Annotated in this window: 11 protein-coding genes and 1 pseudogene; 5 read left to right on the top strand and 7 right to left on the bottom strand. The window is 54.5% G+C overall.

The window, feature by feature from the left end; translation table 11 throughout:
* Positions 1-59 precede the first annotated feature (59 nt).
* Positions 60-761 carry a flavin reductase family protein gene (locus tag CJD38_RS10685; RefSeq protein WP_107940302.1) on the top strand — a complete coding sequence of 234 codons (702 nt, stop codon included), beginning with the start codon at positions 60-62 and terminating at the stop codon, positions 759-761.
* Between the two features lie 11 nt (positions 762-772).
* Here CJD38_RS10685 and CJD38_RS10680 read toward each other — a convergent pair whose 3' ends face one another.
* Positions 773-1,786 (bottom strand): AraC family transcriptional regulator, encoded by a 1,014-nt coding sequence (locus CJD38_RS10680; RefSeq protein WP_107940301.1) that lies wholly within the window; start codon positions 1,784-1,786, stop codon positions 773-775.
* 230 nt (positions 1,787-2,016) lie between these two features.
* Between CJD38_RS10680 and CJD38_RS10675 the strand changes: the two genes are divergently transcribed.
* The 3 genes from CJD38_RS10675 to CJD38_RS10660 all read left to right on the top strand — a co-directional run bounded on the left by CJD38_RS10675 (position 2,017) and on the right by CJD38_RS10660 (position 5,955).
* Positions 2,017-3,441: an LVIVD repeat-containing protein gene (locus CJD38_RS10675; protein WP_107940300.1), complete on the top strand. Its 1,425-nt coding sequence runs from the start codon at positions 2,017-2,019 to the stop codon at positions 3,439-3,441.
* Positions 3,442-3,493: 52 nt separating this feature from the next.
* On the top strand, positions 3,494-4,990 hold the full coding sequence (locus CJD38_RS10670; RefSeq protein WP_107940299.1) for an LVIVD repeat-containing protein: 1,497 nt from the start codon (positions 3,494-3,496) through the stop codon (positions 4,988-4,990).
* A 590-nt stretch (positions 4,991-5,580) separates the two neighbouring features.
* Complete coding sequence (locus CJD38_RS10660; RefSeq protein WP_107940297.1) at positions 5,581-5,955, top strand: hypothetical protein; 375 nt, start codon at positions 5,581-5,583, stop codon at positions 5,953-5,955.
* A gap of 127 nt (positions 5,956-6,082) precedes the next feature.
* Here CJD38_RS10660 and CJD38_RS10655 read toward each other — a convergent pair whose 3' ends face one another.
* On the bottom strand, positions 6,083-7,534 hold the full coding sequence (locus tag CJD38_RS10655; protein WP_107940296.1) for a hypothetical protein: 1,452 nt from the start codon (positions 7,532-7,534) through the stop codon (positions 6,083-6,085).
* Positions 7,535-7,662: 128 nt separating this feature from the next.
* Here CJD38_RS10655 and CJD38_RS10650 point away from each other — a divergent pair, with 128 nt between their 5' ends.
* Complete coding sequence (locus tag CJD38_RS10650; protein WP_107940380.1) at positions 7,663-8,769, top strand: fatty acid desaturase; 1,107 nt, start codon at positions 7,663-7,665, stop codon at positions 8,767-8,769.
* 25 nt (positions 8,770-8,794) lie between these two features.
* On the opposite strand, the gene CJD38_RS10645 is transcribed toward CJD38_RS10650, so the two are convergent.
* The 5 genes and pseudogenes from CJD38_RS10645 to CJD38_RS10625 all read right to left on the bottom strand — a co-directional run bounded on the left by CJD38_RS10645 (position 8,795) and on the right by CJD38_RS10625 (position 14,641).
* Positions 8,795-9,097 carry a hypothetical protein gene (locus CJD38_RS10645; RefSeq protein WP_107940295.1) on the bottom strand — a complete coding sequence of 101 codons (303 nt, stop codon included), beginning with the start codon at positions 9,095-9,097 and terminating at the stop codon, positions 8,795-8,797.
* Entirely contained in the window at positions 9,094-10,677 is a 1,584-nt protein-coding gene (locus tag CJD38_RS10640; protein WP_107940294.1) for a PepSY-associated TM helix domain-containing protein, read from the bottom strand. The genes CJD38_RS10645 and CJD38_RS10640 overlap by 4 nt, the downstream gene beginning before the upstream one ends.
* Entirely contained in the window at positions 10,674-11,030 is a 357-nt protein-coding gene (locus CJD38_RS10635) for a hypothetical protein (RefSeq protein WP_206362950.1), read from the bottom strand. Before CJD38_RS10635 ends, CJD38_RS10640 begins: the two co-directional genes overlap by 4 nt.
* An 83-nt stretch (positions 11,031-11,113) precedes the next feature.
* Positions 11,114-13,266, bottom strand: a pseudogene (locus CJD38_RS18930) (TonB-dependent receptor).
* 355 nt (positions 13,267-13,621) lie between these two features.
* Positions 13,622-14,641 carry a LysR family transcriptional regulator gene (locus CJD38_RS10625; RefSeq protein WP_107940293.1) on the bottom strand — a complete coding sequence of 340 codons (1,020 nt, stop codon included), beginning with the start codon at positions 14,639-14,641 and terminating at the stop codon, positions 13,622-13,624.
* Positions 14,642-14,729 lie beyond the last annotated feature (88 nt).

The following is a 14,729-nucleotide window of genomic DNA, read 5'->3' as shown; positions in this document are numbered from 1 at the left end:
CCAGCCGATTTGTCTGCCGCCAACTAAATTCAGTTCTCGTTTACTACCGAGAGCTGAAAATGAAGCGCCAGTCCCCTGACACTGTTTCTATCGAACCCGCGATTCTTTATTTCGGAACGCCTGTGGTTTTGATCAGTACGACCAACGAAGACGGCAGCATGAATATTGCGCCAATGTCGTCAGCATTTTGGCTGGGCTGGCGTTGCATGCTGGGGCTGGATGGAAGTTCGAAGACGACGGAGAACTTAATAAGAACCGGTGAGCTGGTTCTCAATCTTCCGTCACCTGCACAGGTAGATGCAGTTGATCGCCTGGCTAAGCTAACGGGATCGAATCCAATTCCTGGCGCCAAGCAGATGCGTGGCTACAGCCATGAGAAGAATAAGTTCGAGATTGCGGGCCTGACGCCAGTGCCGTCTGAAACGATTGCGCCTGCTCGTGCATCTGAATGTCCGGTTCAGATGGAGGCCGTTTTATCTGCGTCGCACGGCCTTATGGATGATGACGAACAGTGGCGTGGTGGATTGAAAGTTTTTGAGGTTCGGATTCAGCGAGTACACGTCCATCCTTCGATTCTTATGGATGGCGTGGAAAACCGAATTGATCCAGATAAGTGGAATCCATTGATCATGAGCTTTCAGAAGTTTTATGGCTTGGCGCCAGGACAGGTGCATCCGTCTCGTCTTGGAGAAATCCCGGAGCAAACTTATCTCAGTCCTGATGTTGCACGTGCCAAAACAGTTGGAAATATGACGAGGTAAAGCTCGCGTAACTACTTTTGTGTTGGCGAACTGCGATAAGCACTAGGCGACTGTCCAGTCCAACGCTTGAACGCACGGTTAAAACTGCTGGCGTCAGAGAAGCCCAGTAAATACGTAATCTCACCCAAGCTGTATCCGGGATCACGTACATACGACAAGGCCAGATCACGGCGCGTGTCGTTGAGTAGTTCGGTGTATGAGGTGCCTTCTTCTGCCAACTTGCGTTGGAAGTTGCGCGGGCTCATGTGCAAGGTGTCGGCGACTTTCTCTTGTGAGGGTTCGCCGTGTGGTAGTTGTTCAATCAACGCGGCATGCACGCGTGCACGCAGGTTTTGTTTTTCCATCTGCGCGAGATAGCGCACGACGACTTCATCGTTGTGGCGTGCGAGTTCAGGGTTAGCGCCTTCTAGTTTTTGTTCGAACACATCGCGTGCAAACCACAGTGCGTTTTGTGTGTCGCCGAAAGTTATTGGTGCACGAAATGAACGTTCATACGCTGAGAGATTGTGTGGCGATGTACGGCGCAGTGATATCGCAACCGGCGAGAATTCGCGGCGATACAAACCGCGGCACAAACGCACCACTAACAAAGCGAATGCATCAATCGCTTCCGGAGCGGGCTGTGCGCCGCCTTCTGGTGGGCAGATGGCGAAGCGATAGCGATCACCATCGAGTTCAAAGGTTAGATCGGCGGCGTCGGTGACCAAGCGGAAGTAACGCAACATGCGCTCAAAGGCTTCGCGCAGTGTGGTGCTGGCGGTGAGTGAATAGCCGAGCGCGTGGAAGGTGGTTTGGTTGACGTAACGCGCGACGGTCAGGCCAAAGGCTTCGTCGGCTGTGGCGGCGACGGCCAAGCGCCAAAGTCGTGTGGTGGCATCAACGGCATAACGCGCATTGGGATCATCAAGCGCCGCCCGGTCCAGTCCCGCCTCAACGAACAGCCGCGCGCTGTCCACGCCAGCGGCATCCAGTGCCTTGCGGATGGCTTTGGCCCAGCTAGTGAGTGCGGTGGCGGTCTGTTTCATCGTTTCAGTTTGCGCTCATGGGTGAGCGTTCAGTGGCAGCCCTAGGCTGAGGCTGCACATTTAATAGTCCGCAGAGGATGTCGCGGCGGACTGGTTTATGGCAAGTACTATCGCGCCGTAACCCCCTGCCGCTAGAGCCAAATCTCTGGCTGGGAGCATGTGAGACCTTATGTTAGGTTGGCGAGGGTCCAATTCCATTATTAAAAGATCTCACTAAGAGAATGCACACCATGAACCGTCTCATTCTGTTGGCCGCAGTCAGTCTCTCTGCCGTGGCAAGCCTTAGCGCTTGCTCAAGAAGCAGCTCACCAACCGGCTCGACCTCGGAAGACATCAGCAAGCTCCCGCCACTGCCACCGCCGCAAGCAAAGTGCGGCCCAGGCTCAAACCCTGAAACAGGCATACAAGGACGTGTGAGCCGTGCAGAACACGAAAGCGGTCGCGCTGCAGAGGGCTATACCTGCAACACCGAACTCGTCGGTTCATACACCGTTCCAAATGCAGTGGGTACGGTCGGCGGCTTTAAGGTTGAGCGCTACACCGACGCAGCGGGTCACGACTGCGCTTATTACGACTCAACGCTGCTGTTCCCCACCAACCTGATTGACTTGCAGGGCGGCGTGAACGTCCTCGACATGACGGACCCGACCAATCCTGTGCTCACGGCGCAGCTCGTCACGCCGGCAATGTTGTCGCCACATGAATCCGTCATCGTCAGCCATCAACGTGGCGTGCTCGCTGCGGTGCTGGGCAACCCGGCCTTCGGTCCAGGCGTGGTGGACATCTACGACATCTCAGCAGATTGCCGCCATCCCATTTTCAAATCGTCTTCGCTCACTGGCGTACTCGGCCACGAAAGCGGCATCTCGCCTGACGGCAATACTTTTTACTCCGCATCGCCCGGCACACCAACGCTGACGGCGATTGATATTTCGAATCTCTCGTTCCCAGTGCCTTTGCTCATTGCGCCAATCATGTCTCACGGTCTCACCATCGGCGCTGACGGCAATCGCGCTTATGTTGCTGCGGGCGGCGGCGCGGGCATGATCATTCTCGATAGCTCTGATATTCAGTCACGCAAAGCCAACCCAGAGCTGCGCGAAATCTCACGCATCAAGTGGGACTCGATGAGCATTCCGCAGAACGCAATTCCCATCACCATCAAGGGCCATCCTTATGTGGTGGAGATTGATGAATACACCGACTCCACCGCAGGCGGCGGCGCAGGCAAGATCGGCGCGGGTCGCATCATTGATATTGGGGACGAAAAGAATCCCAAGGTTATTTCCAATCTGCGTTTGGAAGTTCATCAGCCAGAGAACAAAGCCGCACGCGATGGGGATCCGGGCGCTGGTGTTCCAGTACAAGGTTACGGCGGTCACTACTGCAATGTGCCGACGCGCGTGAATCCCACAATTGTTGCTTGCAGCATGATCATCTCTGGTCTGCGCATATTCGATATTCGCGATCCGCATAACCCGAAAGAAATCGCTTACTACAATGCGCCGGTGTACCCACGCATCACGCCAGTGTTCGAGGCCAGCAACTGGGCGATGTCGAGTCCATCGTTTGTGCCAGAGCGTAAAGAGATTTGGTACAGCGATGGCTACAGCGGCTTCTACGTGATTCGCGTTACGAATGGTGTTTGGAAATAAGCGCGTAAAAATAACGCGCCCGTAAAATATTTCGTGCGATAAGGAGTTGCTTATGATCCGTTTGCTTGCTGGTTCTGTCATTGCCATCGCCACGCTCGCAGGCATCAATGCGTGTTCGCGCAGCAGCTCTACAGACACGACAAATAACGGCGGCCTCGTATCGCTAGCGGCAACGCCGAAAGCAAAGTGCGGCACCGGTTCGCGGCCTGAGACGGGCCTTCAAGGCCGCGTGAGCAAAGCAGATCAAGACAATGGTCTTGCCGCGCTGGGCTTTACTTGCAACACAGAATTGGTTGGCTCGCACATCACGCCCAACGCACTGGGTTCGGTCGGTGGATTCAAAGTCGTGCGTTATGTCGATGCCTCAGGTCACGATTGCGCGTACTACGACAGCACGTTTATTTATCCCGCCAACATTCTCGACGAAACCTCCGGCGTGAATGTGCTCGACATGAGCGACCCAAAAAATCCTGTGCTCACCACATCGCTCAACACACCCGCGATGTTGTCTCCGCATGAATCACTGGTGGTGAATGAGAAACGTGGCGTGCTGGCTGCGGTGCTCGGCAATCCTGCTTTTGGTCCCGGCTTGGTTGATCTCTACGACATCTCGCAAGACTGTCGTCATCCAGTTTGGAAATCGACGACGCTGACCGGCGTGCTCGGCCATGAAAGCGGCATGTCACCCGATGGCAAAACCTTCTACTCCGCATCGCCCGGCACACCAACGCTCACAGCGATTGATATCGCCGATCTCTCAAATCCAAAGATACTGGCCATCTTGCCTTACGCATCGCACGGCCTAACGCTGAGCGCTGATGGCAATCGCGCATACCTCGCAGCAGTTGGCATTCCCGGCGCGGCCTGCGCTTATGCATTGAGCTGCGACGTGCCGGATCCGAATCATGATCGCGGACTGATCATCCTCGACGTCTCTGAGATTCAAGCGCGCAAACCGAATCCGCAAGTGCGTGAAGTGTCTCGACTCAATTGGCCGGCGATGTCGATTCCACAGAATGCGATTCCATTCAGCAAGAATGGTCGTCCATATTTATTAGAGATCGACGAATTCGCTCGCGGTGGCATCCCCGCCACTGGCTTGCCCGGCTCTGCTGGCAATGTCGGCGCCGCGCGCATTATCGACATCGGCGACGAAACAAAGCCCAAGGTCGTTTCCAATCTACGCCTTGAAGTTCACAACCCGGAAAACTTTGGCGCTATCGCCAACGATCCCGGCGCGAGTTTCATTGGCCAGGGTTATGCCGGACATTACTGCAACGTATCCAGCAGCGTGAACCCAACGATTGCTGCATGCACGATGATCCTCTCCGGCCTGCGCATATTCGATATCCGCGATGTTCATCATCCCAAAGAAATCGCTTACTTCAACGCACCACAATATCCGCGCATCACGCCGGTGCTAGTGCAGAGTAATTTTGCGATGGCGCAGCCTACGTTTGTGCCGGAGCGTAAAGAGATTTGGTATTCGGATGCTTACAGTGGCTTCTATGCTGTGAGAGTTACCAATGGGGCTTGGCCATCTAACTAACGAGTGATGTTGGATGGGGCAGCTATCAGCCCATTGCCGATGGTGGCGAACGTCTGGTTTAGAGCGTCCAACTGCGGAAATTGATTTAGCGGTCTAATCCGGCGATAGTACTTTTAGACCCACGCGAATTCAGTGCCTTACGAATGAACCGCTCGACAAAAACCGCCCAATTGCGGCAATTATTTACCGCCATTAGGCGGTCTAATTGTAGTTGGGCCTATGTACTTTAGGGCTGGCCAGTATCCTGCGCTTACGGGAAAGCCGAAGGCAGAACAACGTAAAATAGTTGCGGCGGCGATTCGCACTTACAACAAGCACTCAAGCCTTCGGTTCTTCGCAGTACTCATCGTGCTCCTCGGATCAATCCCACTTGTGTCCAACTTTTGGGGGTACACAGGGCTTAGGAATGTATGGAGCCTTCTGTGGCCGCTAGCATGTGGCTTAATTTTCTATGTTTATGAACTCTGGGAAATCAATGGCCCAGTGTTAAGAGCAGTAGATCAATACGTAGCCACGTTGGCCCAACAATGCATTCAACCTGACGCCCCCGCCTCCGGCGGGTCCGCAGGTTAATTTAGGCGTTGGACCTCATGAAAGAACAAGCCGATATCTTTGTGCGAGCCACGAGGTCTCAGGAGCTTTCCGCATTTGCTTCGGTCGCATTCTCAGCGGCTCAAATCTCGGACTATAAAGAGCGAGAGAGTTCGCACTACGTCGATGGTTACTACTTTCTTGGAAAAGCCGAAGACATCGAAATGCACGTCATGTATGGAGATGAGCCAGGGCTTGAACAATACGGGTTCTGGGTGAGCATCTCAGCAGAGAGTGCATCGGTACTTGCTCAGCAAGTGGCACAACTACTATCTCAAAACGGGTGGCCTTGTTTCATTCCGTCGTCCAATTGGGCTCTGAAAGGCTGGAACGGGAAGGGCATGACATATGAGGTCCAATCTGATTTTTCATGAGTTCTGAGTGCCTGCTTTCTGCCGTTGAGTTCTCATCGTTGACGGTCAGCAGTTGGCACAAACCTGCCATCACCACTGTCTCTCTGTCAGACAAAACATCAACACATAATCACTGGCAGTTACGCACTCATCCGCCACTAGTAATGGGCTGCGCGAGAATCCACAGGCCGCTTGCCGTGAATAACATCATCAATCCCAACATCGGCAACTGACTCAGCAGCGCTTTGCGCGGCGTTTCAAAAGTGCGCAGCGCTTCAACGTGCGCGAGATACACGCTGACGATGTGGCCGAACACAATCAGTCCGACTTGTGTGTGCCAGATCAAACCCATGTCTGGCAGCAGCGGTGCGCGGAAGAAGTGAGCGGTGCCGAATAAATTCCAACCCAAACCGAATGGATCTGACGCGATACTGATGATCTTGACGCCCTGCGTGTAGATCAACGTGTAGTAGTGCGTGATGTTGTAGACGAGTGCGATCGGCAACAGCGAGAACGTGAAGCGCAGTGCGAGTTCACGCAGTGTCAGCGAGCTACGCGTAATCCACTTCGCCATCGAGATGAACAACAAATACACGGCCAGATACACAAACGGCGACAACAACAAACAAACCGTTTCGTAGATCGCATAAATCGGCCGCAGCATGGCGTAGAAATACACCGGCGGTTTGCCTAGTATCGGCGTGATGATGTTGAACTTGTCCGCCCAGAAAATATTCACCCACGGCAGGGTCTCACGCAGACCATCAAAGGCGGTGGATGACAAGGCAAACAATACGAACAGCAACAGCGCGTAACTTTCTGCGCGTGTTTCCAGCAAACCGATAAATGGTGCACGCAGACGCAGCTTGCCCGGCGCGTAATCCAGTGGCGCCATGCGGGCGATCAATCCCAGAAACACGCTGAAGAATTCGCAGTAACGGAACCAAGCGGCGGAACCGATCAGCCACACGCCGAACAGATTCAGAACGGTGTACGCCGACAAAATAGCCGCCAAGGAAAATGGCTTGGTGTGCGCGAACAGCTCGATATAGATGAAGGCCATGTACAGCAGCAATGCAGGCCAATGGCTCAGCGCCGCTGGATACGAGATGCGTCCACGCGTGAACCCGCTGATGACGCGATTCAACGCATCGACCATCACCTTCCAAGGATTGATGCTGGCGTAGAGATCGCCGACGCAGGTGGTGAGATAGGTGAAGCCCAACACGAACACGATCCAGAAGAAGGTCATGCTGAAGTTGTAATAAGGATTTTGGCTGCCGAAGAAGCCGGTGAGCAGACACATCAGCAAGCCGAGCAAGCTGCCCGCTTTGAGTATCGAGATCAGTCGGAAGCGACGCAGTGCCACAACCCAAGCTGCGTTACGCAGGTCACGCGATGGCGTTGAACTGACGGCAGAACCCACGCTGACGAAATAACCGATCAGTAGAAACGACACCGCCAACGCCGCTGCTGCGCCATAGGCATACATCCAGAACGGCACCGGCAGGTTGTAGAGTCGGCCGAAGGAGTGTGCAAAAACGAGTCCCGGCGCGATCAAACCCGCACAGAGCGCGGCAATTTTTAAATACGGTTTCATCACGCCATCCTAAGGGGCAGGCCTGCAGCGGTCGTCGTCAGCCAAGCGATTGGCGGCTGTAGACAAGTGCCGGGCCGCGGGTATCACTAGACTGCTCGGCATCTACTTTGTTCACCAAGGATGTCGTGATGAACGCTACATTGGCAAGCGCGGCGATGACGGACGCGCAGAAAACCGAACACATTAAGGCCGTGGTGCTGCAAGAAGGCGCCAGACTGCGCCAGCAGCATCCGATTCTGCTGAAGCAGAACCTGATCGGCGCGCTGATTCTTGCGGGCTCCCTGCTCGGCATGATCGCGATGGGCACGCTGTATTACTTCGACCTGATCGCTTGGTATGTCTGCGTACCGGTGGTGGCGATCTTTGCATCGTTCACGCACGAGCTGGAACACGATCTGATTCACCTGATGTATTTCCGCAACAAGCCTTGGGCGCATAACGTGATGATGGCGCTGGTGTGGTTGGCCCGCCCGAGCACGATCAGCCCATGGACGCGTCGCCGCATGCATCTGCATCACCACAAACATTCCGGCACGCGCACCGATCTTGAAGAACAGGGCATCACCAATGGTCATGCTTGGGGCATCAAGCGTGTGCTGATGATGAGCGACCAGATGCTGTCGATCTGGCTGCGTCCGTTGGAAATGGCCAAGCTCGCACGCCGCTTCATCAAAGCGCAGAACCCGAAGTCGCACGCTGAAGCCATCGCACTGGGTCGCGAACAGCTGCTTGGCTATCTGCCACTCGGTCGCATCTATTACACGCTGTGGCACGGCTTTCTGATTTATCACGCTGTGAATTGGGGCGCGGCTGCAATGGGCCACGCAATTCCATGGTGGAGCTTTGTTGCGCCGACAATGGCGGTAGTGAATTTCCTCGCCGTGACTTGGCTGGCACCTAACGCGCTGCGCATGTTCTGCCTGCATTTCGTCAGCAGCAATATGCACTACTACGGCGACATCGAAGACAAGAACGTGATGCAACAGTGCCAGGTGTTGAACACGCCGCTGATGTGGCCGTTCCAACTGTTCTGCTTCAACTTCGGCAGCACGCATGCGATTCATCACTTCGTTGTGAAAGAACCGTTCTACATTCGCCAACTGACTGCGCCGGTTGCGCATAAGGTGATGCGCGAGATGGGTGTTCGCTTTAACGATCTGCCAAGCATTGCTCGCGCTAATCGTTGGCATGCGACGCCGGTTGAAGTAACTGCAAACACTTCACCCGCAATTTAATTCTTGCTTCAATAAAAACCCCGCACTAGCGGGGTTTTTTAATTGGAAGCTGATTCGCTTTGAACGCCAGCACTTGCACGAGCAACCAACCAATTGCGATAAGCGCGCCCATCCAGATCAAGAATGCCGGCCAGTCACCACGAGCAATCAAAACAATGCCGGGCAACAAAACAATCGCACCATAAAACTGCCGAGTGCGTCGAACATGCGGCTTGAGGTGATGCTGACGAATCGTGCGCAAGCGCTTGGGATCGTGTCGCGCCAAAAAGAACAAAGGCCACAAGCTGATGATCAATGCGATCACAGCAGCGATAGAGGTGTAACTCATGCGGCCTGCACCTTCAGAGTAGCGGCAGTCGCCATCGGCACAACGCGGCGCGCACTCAACACGCAGAGCACGCCAGCAACAATCAAAGTGATATCAAAAGCGATCACGGTGGTTAGGCCTGTATCAAAGGCCATCGCCCAACTTGGGCCACCGCTGAGCCAACGCAGCAAGGGCATTAGCAACAAGGCAACGCCCGTTCCGCCTAACAGCAAGCGTCGCAAGGCGTGTAGATCACGAACAAGTAGCGCAACGATACTGGCGAGCAAGGCAACAGCGATGAACGTCCAGTTTTGTGTGCTACGAATATTTAGATCCAACAACGGGGCGATGAAGCGGGCCAGCGGAACCGCGGCCAACGCAAGCGGCAAGCCATAACCCACCCAGTACGATGCACGCGCAAGCTTGGCCCAGCCGGGCTGATCAGCGCGACGCGTGGTCCATAACAACATGCCCGTCAGCGTCACGTAGGCACCGGCAAAGCCGAGCGCAAACCACGCGACCTTGCTCCACAAGCCTGCAAAGTTTCCGAAATGCAGTGGCGCCATCAACACGAACAAATCATTGCCCAAAGAAGGCACAACGCCGAGCGCAGGCTTTTGTTGAATAAAGCCTGCGGTATCGCCTTTGTAAAGATAGGTCTGCCCCACCATCTTGCCTTCTGGCGGCAGCGTTGAGATCGTGACCTGCGCATCGGCACGTCCGAAATGCTCGATGCTGACAAAGCCCGGCTCTGCACCAGAACGACTACGAACATCGGCAATCATCTTGTCGATATCGCCAAACGTCGATGGCGTTTTGTTTTCGACAGCCGGTGCGCCGATCACTGTTTCAAACAGCTTTTCCTGATCGCCACCAAACGCAACCATCGCCATTGCAGGAATCGCAAACGCGCTGGCGAAACTGAAATAGCTGCCGGTAAATGCAAGGATGAATGAGAACGGCAGGTTCCACGTTCCCGCCACCACATGGGCATCACGACGCGTCAGCAGCACATCTTTCTTACGACGCAGCGTGAACAACTCGCGAATCAGATGGCGATGAACAAGAAAGCCGGTCACCGCTGCAACCAACATCGCCAAGCCAAGAACGCCCGTTAGCAACAAACCCCATGGATCAGGCAAATGCAGACTGACATGCAGCTCTACAAAAAAGTCTGCCAGTGCCTTCGGCATATTGTGTTCTTGAATGTCTTCGCCCCAACCTTCGCGCCGATCAAGAACGGCCATGGTCTTGGGATCGATATCAAACTCGACACCACGATCTTCAGGCTTGCCATCTTTCTTATCGTGCATGTGGAGGAACATGCGAATGCGACCCGCAGCATCCGAGAAGAAGAAAATATCTTCGTGGAATTTCGGATCGACAGCGTCAGTCGCTTTGCGAAGTGCGCCATCCATTCCCGTAGCAGGCAATTGATATGTCGGGTGCGATAGTGGCGCAGACCACTGACTGATTTCACGCTCGAAGACCGCAATCGAGCCCGTGAGAATCACCACATACAACAACAAGCCCAAAAACACGCCGCTCCAACCATGAATAGCGAGCAGTTCTTTTGTACGACCTTTGCTGAGTTCAATCATTTTGCAGGCTCCGCCTGAACCGCAGCAGCTTGCGATTTCTTAGCTGCTTCTACTTCATAAAAATGGTGGCCGATGAGGCCGGTGTGCACCGCCAGCAATACAAGCGCTACTGTCCATGCACGACCGAGTTTCTTGTCGAGCATGAGATAGAAAAAAAGCACCGCCCAAATCGCAGGAAACAAAGCGATAGGCACTGCGATGTTATTGATATGCGCTGGCCCTTCTGGATACCAAAGCGCTGCACCCGCCATCACTAGCGCGGACACGATGAAACACACTGGCCCAGCCAGAATTCCACGCGACCATGCTCGGCCTCGTGAAGACTTGTTGGCGCTTGTCGCTGCTGTTGTCATCGTGTTTTCAATTCTCTGAAGACAGAAAAACCCGCACGTTCACGCATCCTTGCGCTAAACGTGCGGGCGTTCATTCTAAAATTTTAAAAATCCAGCGAGGCGCTCAGCGCGAAGGTGCGCGGTGCGCCAACGACTAAGTAACCCGCGCCAGGATAGCCGCCTACTGAACCCCAGTAGTTTCTATCAGCAACGTTATCGACTCGTGCACGCAGCGTCAGCGTGTTCTCGCCCAACTCGATGCCGTAGCGCGCACCAAGATCAACACGCGTCCAGGCTGGCACCTTCAGTGTGTTGGCGGAATCGGCATAGCTGCTGCCCGTGTAAACGATGCGCGCATCCAAGCTCACATCGGTCCATGGCATGTCCCAAGTCGCGCCCAAGTTTCCAAGGAGACGAGGCACGCCAATCACGTGCTTATCATCTAGCCCTACAGGACCAGTTTCTTTCTGCACAGCATCCAGCCAGGTCACGCCACCCAGAACGCGGAAGCCACTAATCACAACGCCATAGGTATTCAGCTCAGCGCCACGATGCTGGTCTTTACCCGATGCAACGTAATCCAAATTTGTATTTACGAAGGCACGTGGTTTATCCGTGCTAAACAGCGCGACACTACCGCCGAGTCTGCCTGCATCAAACTTAGCGCCGACTTCTTTCTGTTTAGTGACGTAAGGAGAAAGTTGAGCGCCTGCGTTATTTACCGGCTGATTTCCCATGCCGATATCTGCTGTGTTTGGCGCCGTTTCGCCCTGACTTAAACCTTCAACGTAGTTGCCATACACCGAAAGCATTTTGTTGACCTTAAACACCGCAGCGACCGATGGACTCGTGCGCGTCTTGCTGTAGTCAGAATTGATGCCAACTTCGATCTTCTGTTGACGAGCACCGACGGTGATCAACAGTCGATCAGAGAACAAGCCGACTGTATCGCCCACTGCATAACTGGTCAGGCGAGTCTTTCCAGTAAGTGCGGGTGCATCAAGTACCCCACCGAAGAAAGCGCCCGGACCAAATGCTGGCTTGGCGGAATCCAAGGGTTCATAGATGTTTGTAGCTTGGGTAGTCAGGAAATCGAAGGCATATGCGCTCCGAATCTTCAGCTCAAAAGCCGATGCTGAGAAAACCAGTTCTTGCGATACAGGACCCGTTGCCAATTTCCAACGCAGTCCCAGCTCACCTGTGTTGACCTGATCCTTGCGCGTGTTATCGAAACGATAGGTTTCTGCATCGCCAGTACTGGCATTAGTAATCGTCGGATTCGCAAGAGAGTTCGCTTCTTCGCTACGACGCAGACCGTACGCGATCCAAGCTGTAACAGCTTTGCTGATGTCGTATCACCACGCAGCGTACCGAACAGATCGCGCTCGTTAGAATAAGTCCACGACTGCGCAAAGTTGGTGCTGGCGTCAGGTGCCTTCGGAACAAACGTTGAGCCGCCTAAAGAAACATTTGGGCGCGTTTGATCAAGCTGATTGTCCTGATAACCCAAGTCAGCCGATACGCGTGCAGATTGGCCGCGCCAGTCGAAGCCAACGGAGACCAATCCCAACTTGGTTTGTTCGTTATCAACTGCGGTCTCGCCATCGCGGTAAGCCGCATTGACGCGGACACCAAATTCTTTATCAGCGCCAAAGCGACGTGCAACGTCGACGGCATCCGTGAATTGCTCACCATCAAAACCGGCAGTGAATCGTGACAGCGGCGCATTCGGCGCACGCTTAGGCAAAAGATTTACTGCACCGCCAAGGCCATCGCCACCCGGAGACGCGCCGGAAAGGAATGCAGAAGCACCACGCAGTACTTCTACACGCTCAAATAATTCTGTCGCAATGTACTGGCGTGGCAACAGACTGTAGAGACCGTTGTACGCAATATCATCCGAACTCAAAAGAAAGCCACGAATGAAAAATGATTCTTGGAAGTTGCCGAAGCCACGTGCGATGCGAACGCCCGGGTCGTTTTGCAAAACTTCACCAACACTCTGCGCTTGCTGATCTTGAATCAGTTCATTGGTGTAGCTGGTGATCGCAAACGGCGTGTCGAGATTGTCTTTGGTGCCGAGAATACCGGCGCGGCCACCGCGTGCGACTTGGCCGCCTGCGTAGGCTTTGGACAAGCCTTGAGCAGAAGCGTCGGCGCTTGCATTCACAACGACGGTTTCGAGCTGCACCGGAGCTACTTCATCAGCGGCCATCACCATCGGCGCTGCAAAAGTCGCGAACACGGCAGCGGCCATCAGCGACACTGAAGCGCGGCGTGGTGGCAGCGAATGGGTAAGGCCTACTTTTTTAAACTGGCTCAAACTAAAACTCCCTAAAGTTTATTGGCGATGCGCAGACGCACAGGGACGCAGCAAGCGTTACGCGCAGCGATGACTGCACATGAGCGGTTAAAGGCAATGGACGGGAGATCGTCAGGCACTTCGCTTTAACTCCCTGTGCGGGATCGAAATGGCTGACTCGGGCGCTGTCGCACTCAAGCTGGCTAATGTGTAATCACTTTGCGTACAAACGCCCTAAGGCGTCGTCCGATGCATCATCATAGATGATAATGATTATCATCGGCAAACAAAGTGACGTGCCGCTCAATCTTTACACTTGGCGAGTCTTCTTTTTGGTCTCTGGCTTGGTTTTGATCGCCGGCGTGACCGCCAATTTGGCTCTGGCCTTTTCATCGCCCATCTCGGTTTCTGCCAAGCCCAATTCCTGCGCCCTCGCGCAGCCCTCCGCAACCGAGCCACGCAAAATCTCTGCGAGTCGGCGCGTGCCGGGGCCAGCGGCTTCTGGGTCGGCGATGATCAGGTACAGCTCGGCGTAACGTTCGGCCCCTTCTTTGAGTGGCAGCGGTTTGAGCGTGCCCGCTTTCATCTCATCGAGAATTCGATATTCCGGGTACCAGGAAAACCCAAAGCCCATGCGCGCGGCTTGGATTGAAGTGGACATGTGGCTCAAGGTCCAGCGCTGCTCCGCTTCTATCGACACCGTTCGCGCGGAGCGTTTGGTGCCGGTATCGCGCACAACCAGATGTCGATGCGCGCGCAGATCACGCATAGTTAATGCGCGCCCAAGTTTGTGCAGCGGGTGATCCGGATGCGCCGCCGCGACGAAGCGCATACGCATTAAAGAGTCGCCGAGAAACCCCACCGGGATTGATGACGCGATGGCGACTTGAACCTTGCCTTGCAGCAACAGCTCCGAGGTGCCACTCATCACCGACTCATACATCTCAATGCGGGTGTGTGGGCTCTCCAAACCAAACTTGGCGAGGCAATCCACCATCAGCCACGAAGGGAAAATCACTTCAACGGCAATACCAATCTCCGCCTCCCACCCAGACGACACGGCGCGCGCAGTGCTTTCCAATTCGCCCGCTTCATTGAGCAGAACCTGAGCGCGGCGATAAAGCAGCTGACCCGTTGGCGTGAGAATGGCCTTGCGACCTTGGATCTCAAAGGCCTTCACCCCAAGCATGCTTTCAAGCTTCTGCACGGCATACGTCACCGCGGACTGACTCTTGTGCAGCACTTCCGCCGCCTGCGCATAACCGCCTTCGTCTACGACGGCGAGCAGGGCGCGCCACTGTTCCAGCGTGATCTTGGGGTTAGCGGTCATCGGGCGATCAATCTAATTATTGGATGGTTATTGGCTAAATATTGATCTTTTTTATCGATCCAGTAAATCCTTTAATAGCGACACCCCG

Source organism: Stenotrophobium rhamnosiphilum (assembly GCF_003052265.1).
Taxonomy (GTDB): domain Bacteria; phylum Pseudomonadota; class Gammaproteobacteria; order Nevskiales; family Nevskiaceae; genus Stenotrophobium; species Stenotrophobium rhamnosiphilum.
Note: the sequence above shows the minus strand (reverse complement) of the source record. Positions and strands in the feature narration are given on the sequence as shown.

Bases quoted from the DNA above. Each gene is read 5' to 3' on its own strand.
- CJD38_RS10685 (WP_107940302.1), top strand. From the start codon at position 60: ATGAAGCGCCAGTCCCCTGACACTGTTTCTATCGAACCCGCGATTCTT.
- CJD38_RS10635 (WP_206362950.1), bottom strand. From the start codon at position 11,030: ATGACAACAGCAGCGACAAGCGCCAACAAGTCTTCACGAGGCCGAGCA.
- CJD38_RS10670 (WP_107940299.1), top strand. From the start codon at position 3,494: ATGATCCGTTTGCTTGCTGGTTCTGTCATTGCCATCGCCACGCTCGCA.
- CJD38_RS10660 (WP_107940297.1), top strand. From the start codon at position 5,581: ATGAAAGAACAAGCCGATATCTTTGTGCGAGCCACGAGGTCTCAGGAG.
- CJD38_RS10655 (WP_107940296.1), bottom strand. From the start codon at position 7,534: ATGAAACCGTATTTAAAAATTGCCGCGCTCTGTGCGGGTTTGATCGCG.
- CJD38_RS10640 (WP_107940294.1), bottom strand. From the start codon at position 10,677: ATGATTGAACTCAGCAAAGGTCGTACAAAAGAACTGCTCGCTATTCAT.
- CJD38_RS10680 (WP_107940301.1), bottom strand. From the start codon at position 1,786: ATGAAACAGACCGCCACCGCACTCACTAGCTGGGCCAAAGCCATCCGC.
- CJD38_RS10645 (WP_107940295.1), bottom strand. From the start codon at position 9,097: ATGAGTTACACCTCTATCGCTGCTGTGATCGCATTGATCATCAGCTTG.
- CJD38_RS10625 (WP_107940293.1), bottom strand. From the start codon at position 14,641: ATGACCGCTAACCCCAAGATCACGCTGGAACAGTGGCGCGCCCTGCTC.
- CJD38_RS10650 (WP_107940380.1), top strand. From the start codon at position 7,663: ATGAACGCTACATTGGCAAGCGCGGCGATGACGGACGCGCAGAAAACC.
- CJD38_RS10675 (WP_107940300.1), top strand. From the start codon at position 2,017: ATGAACCGTCTCATTCTGTTGGCCGCAGTCAGTCTCTCTGCCGTGGCA.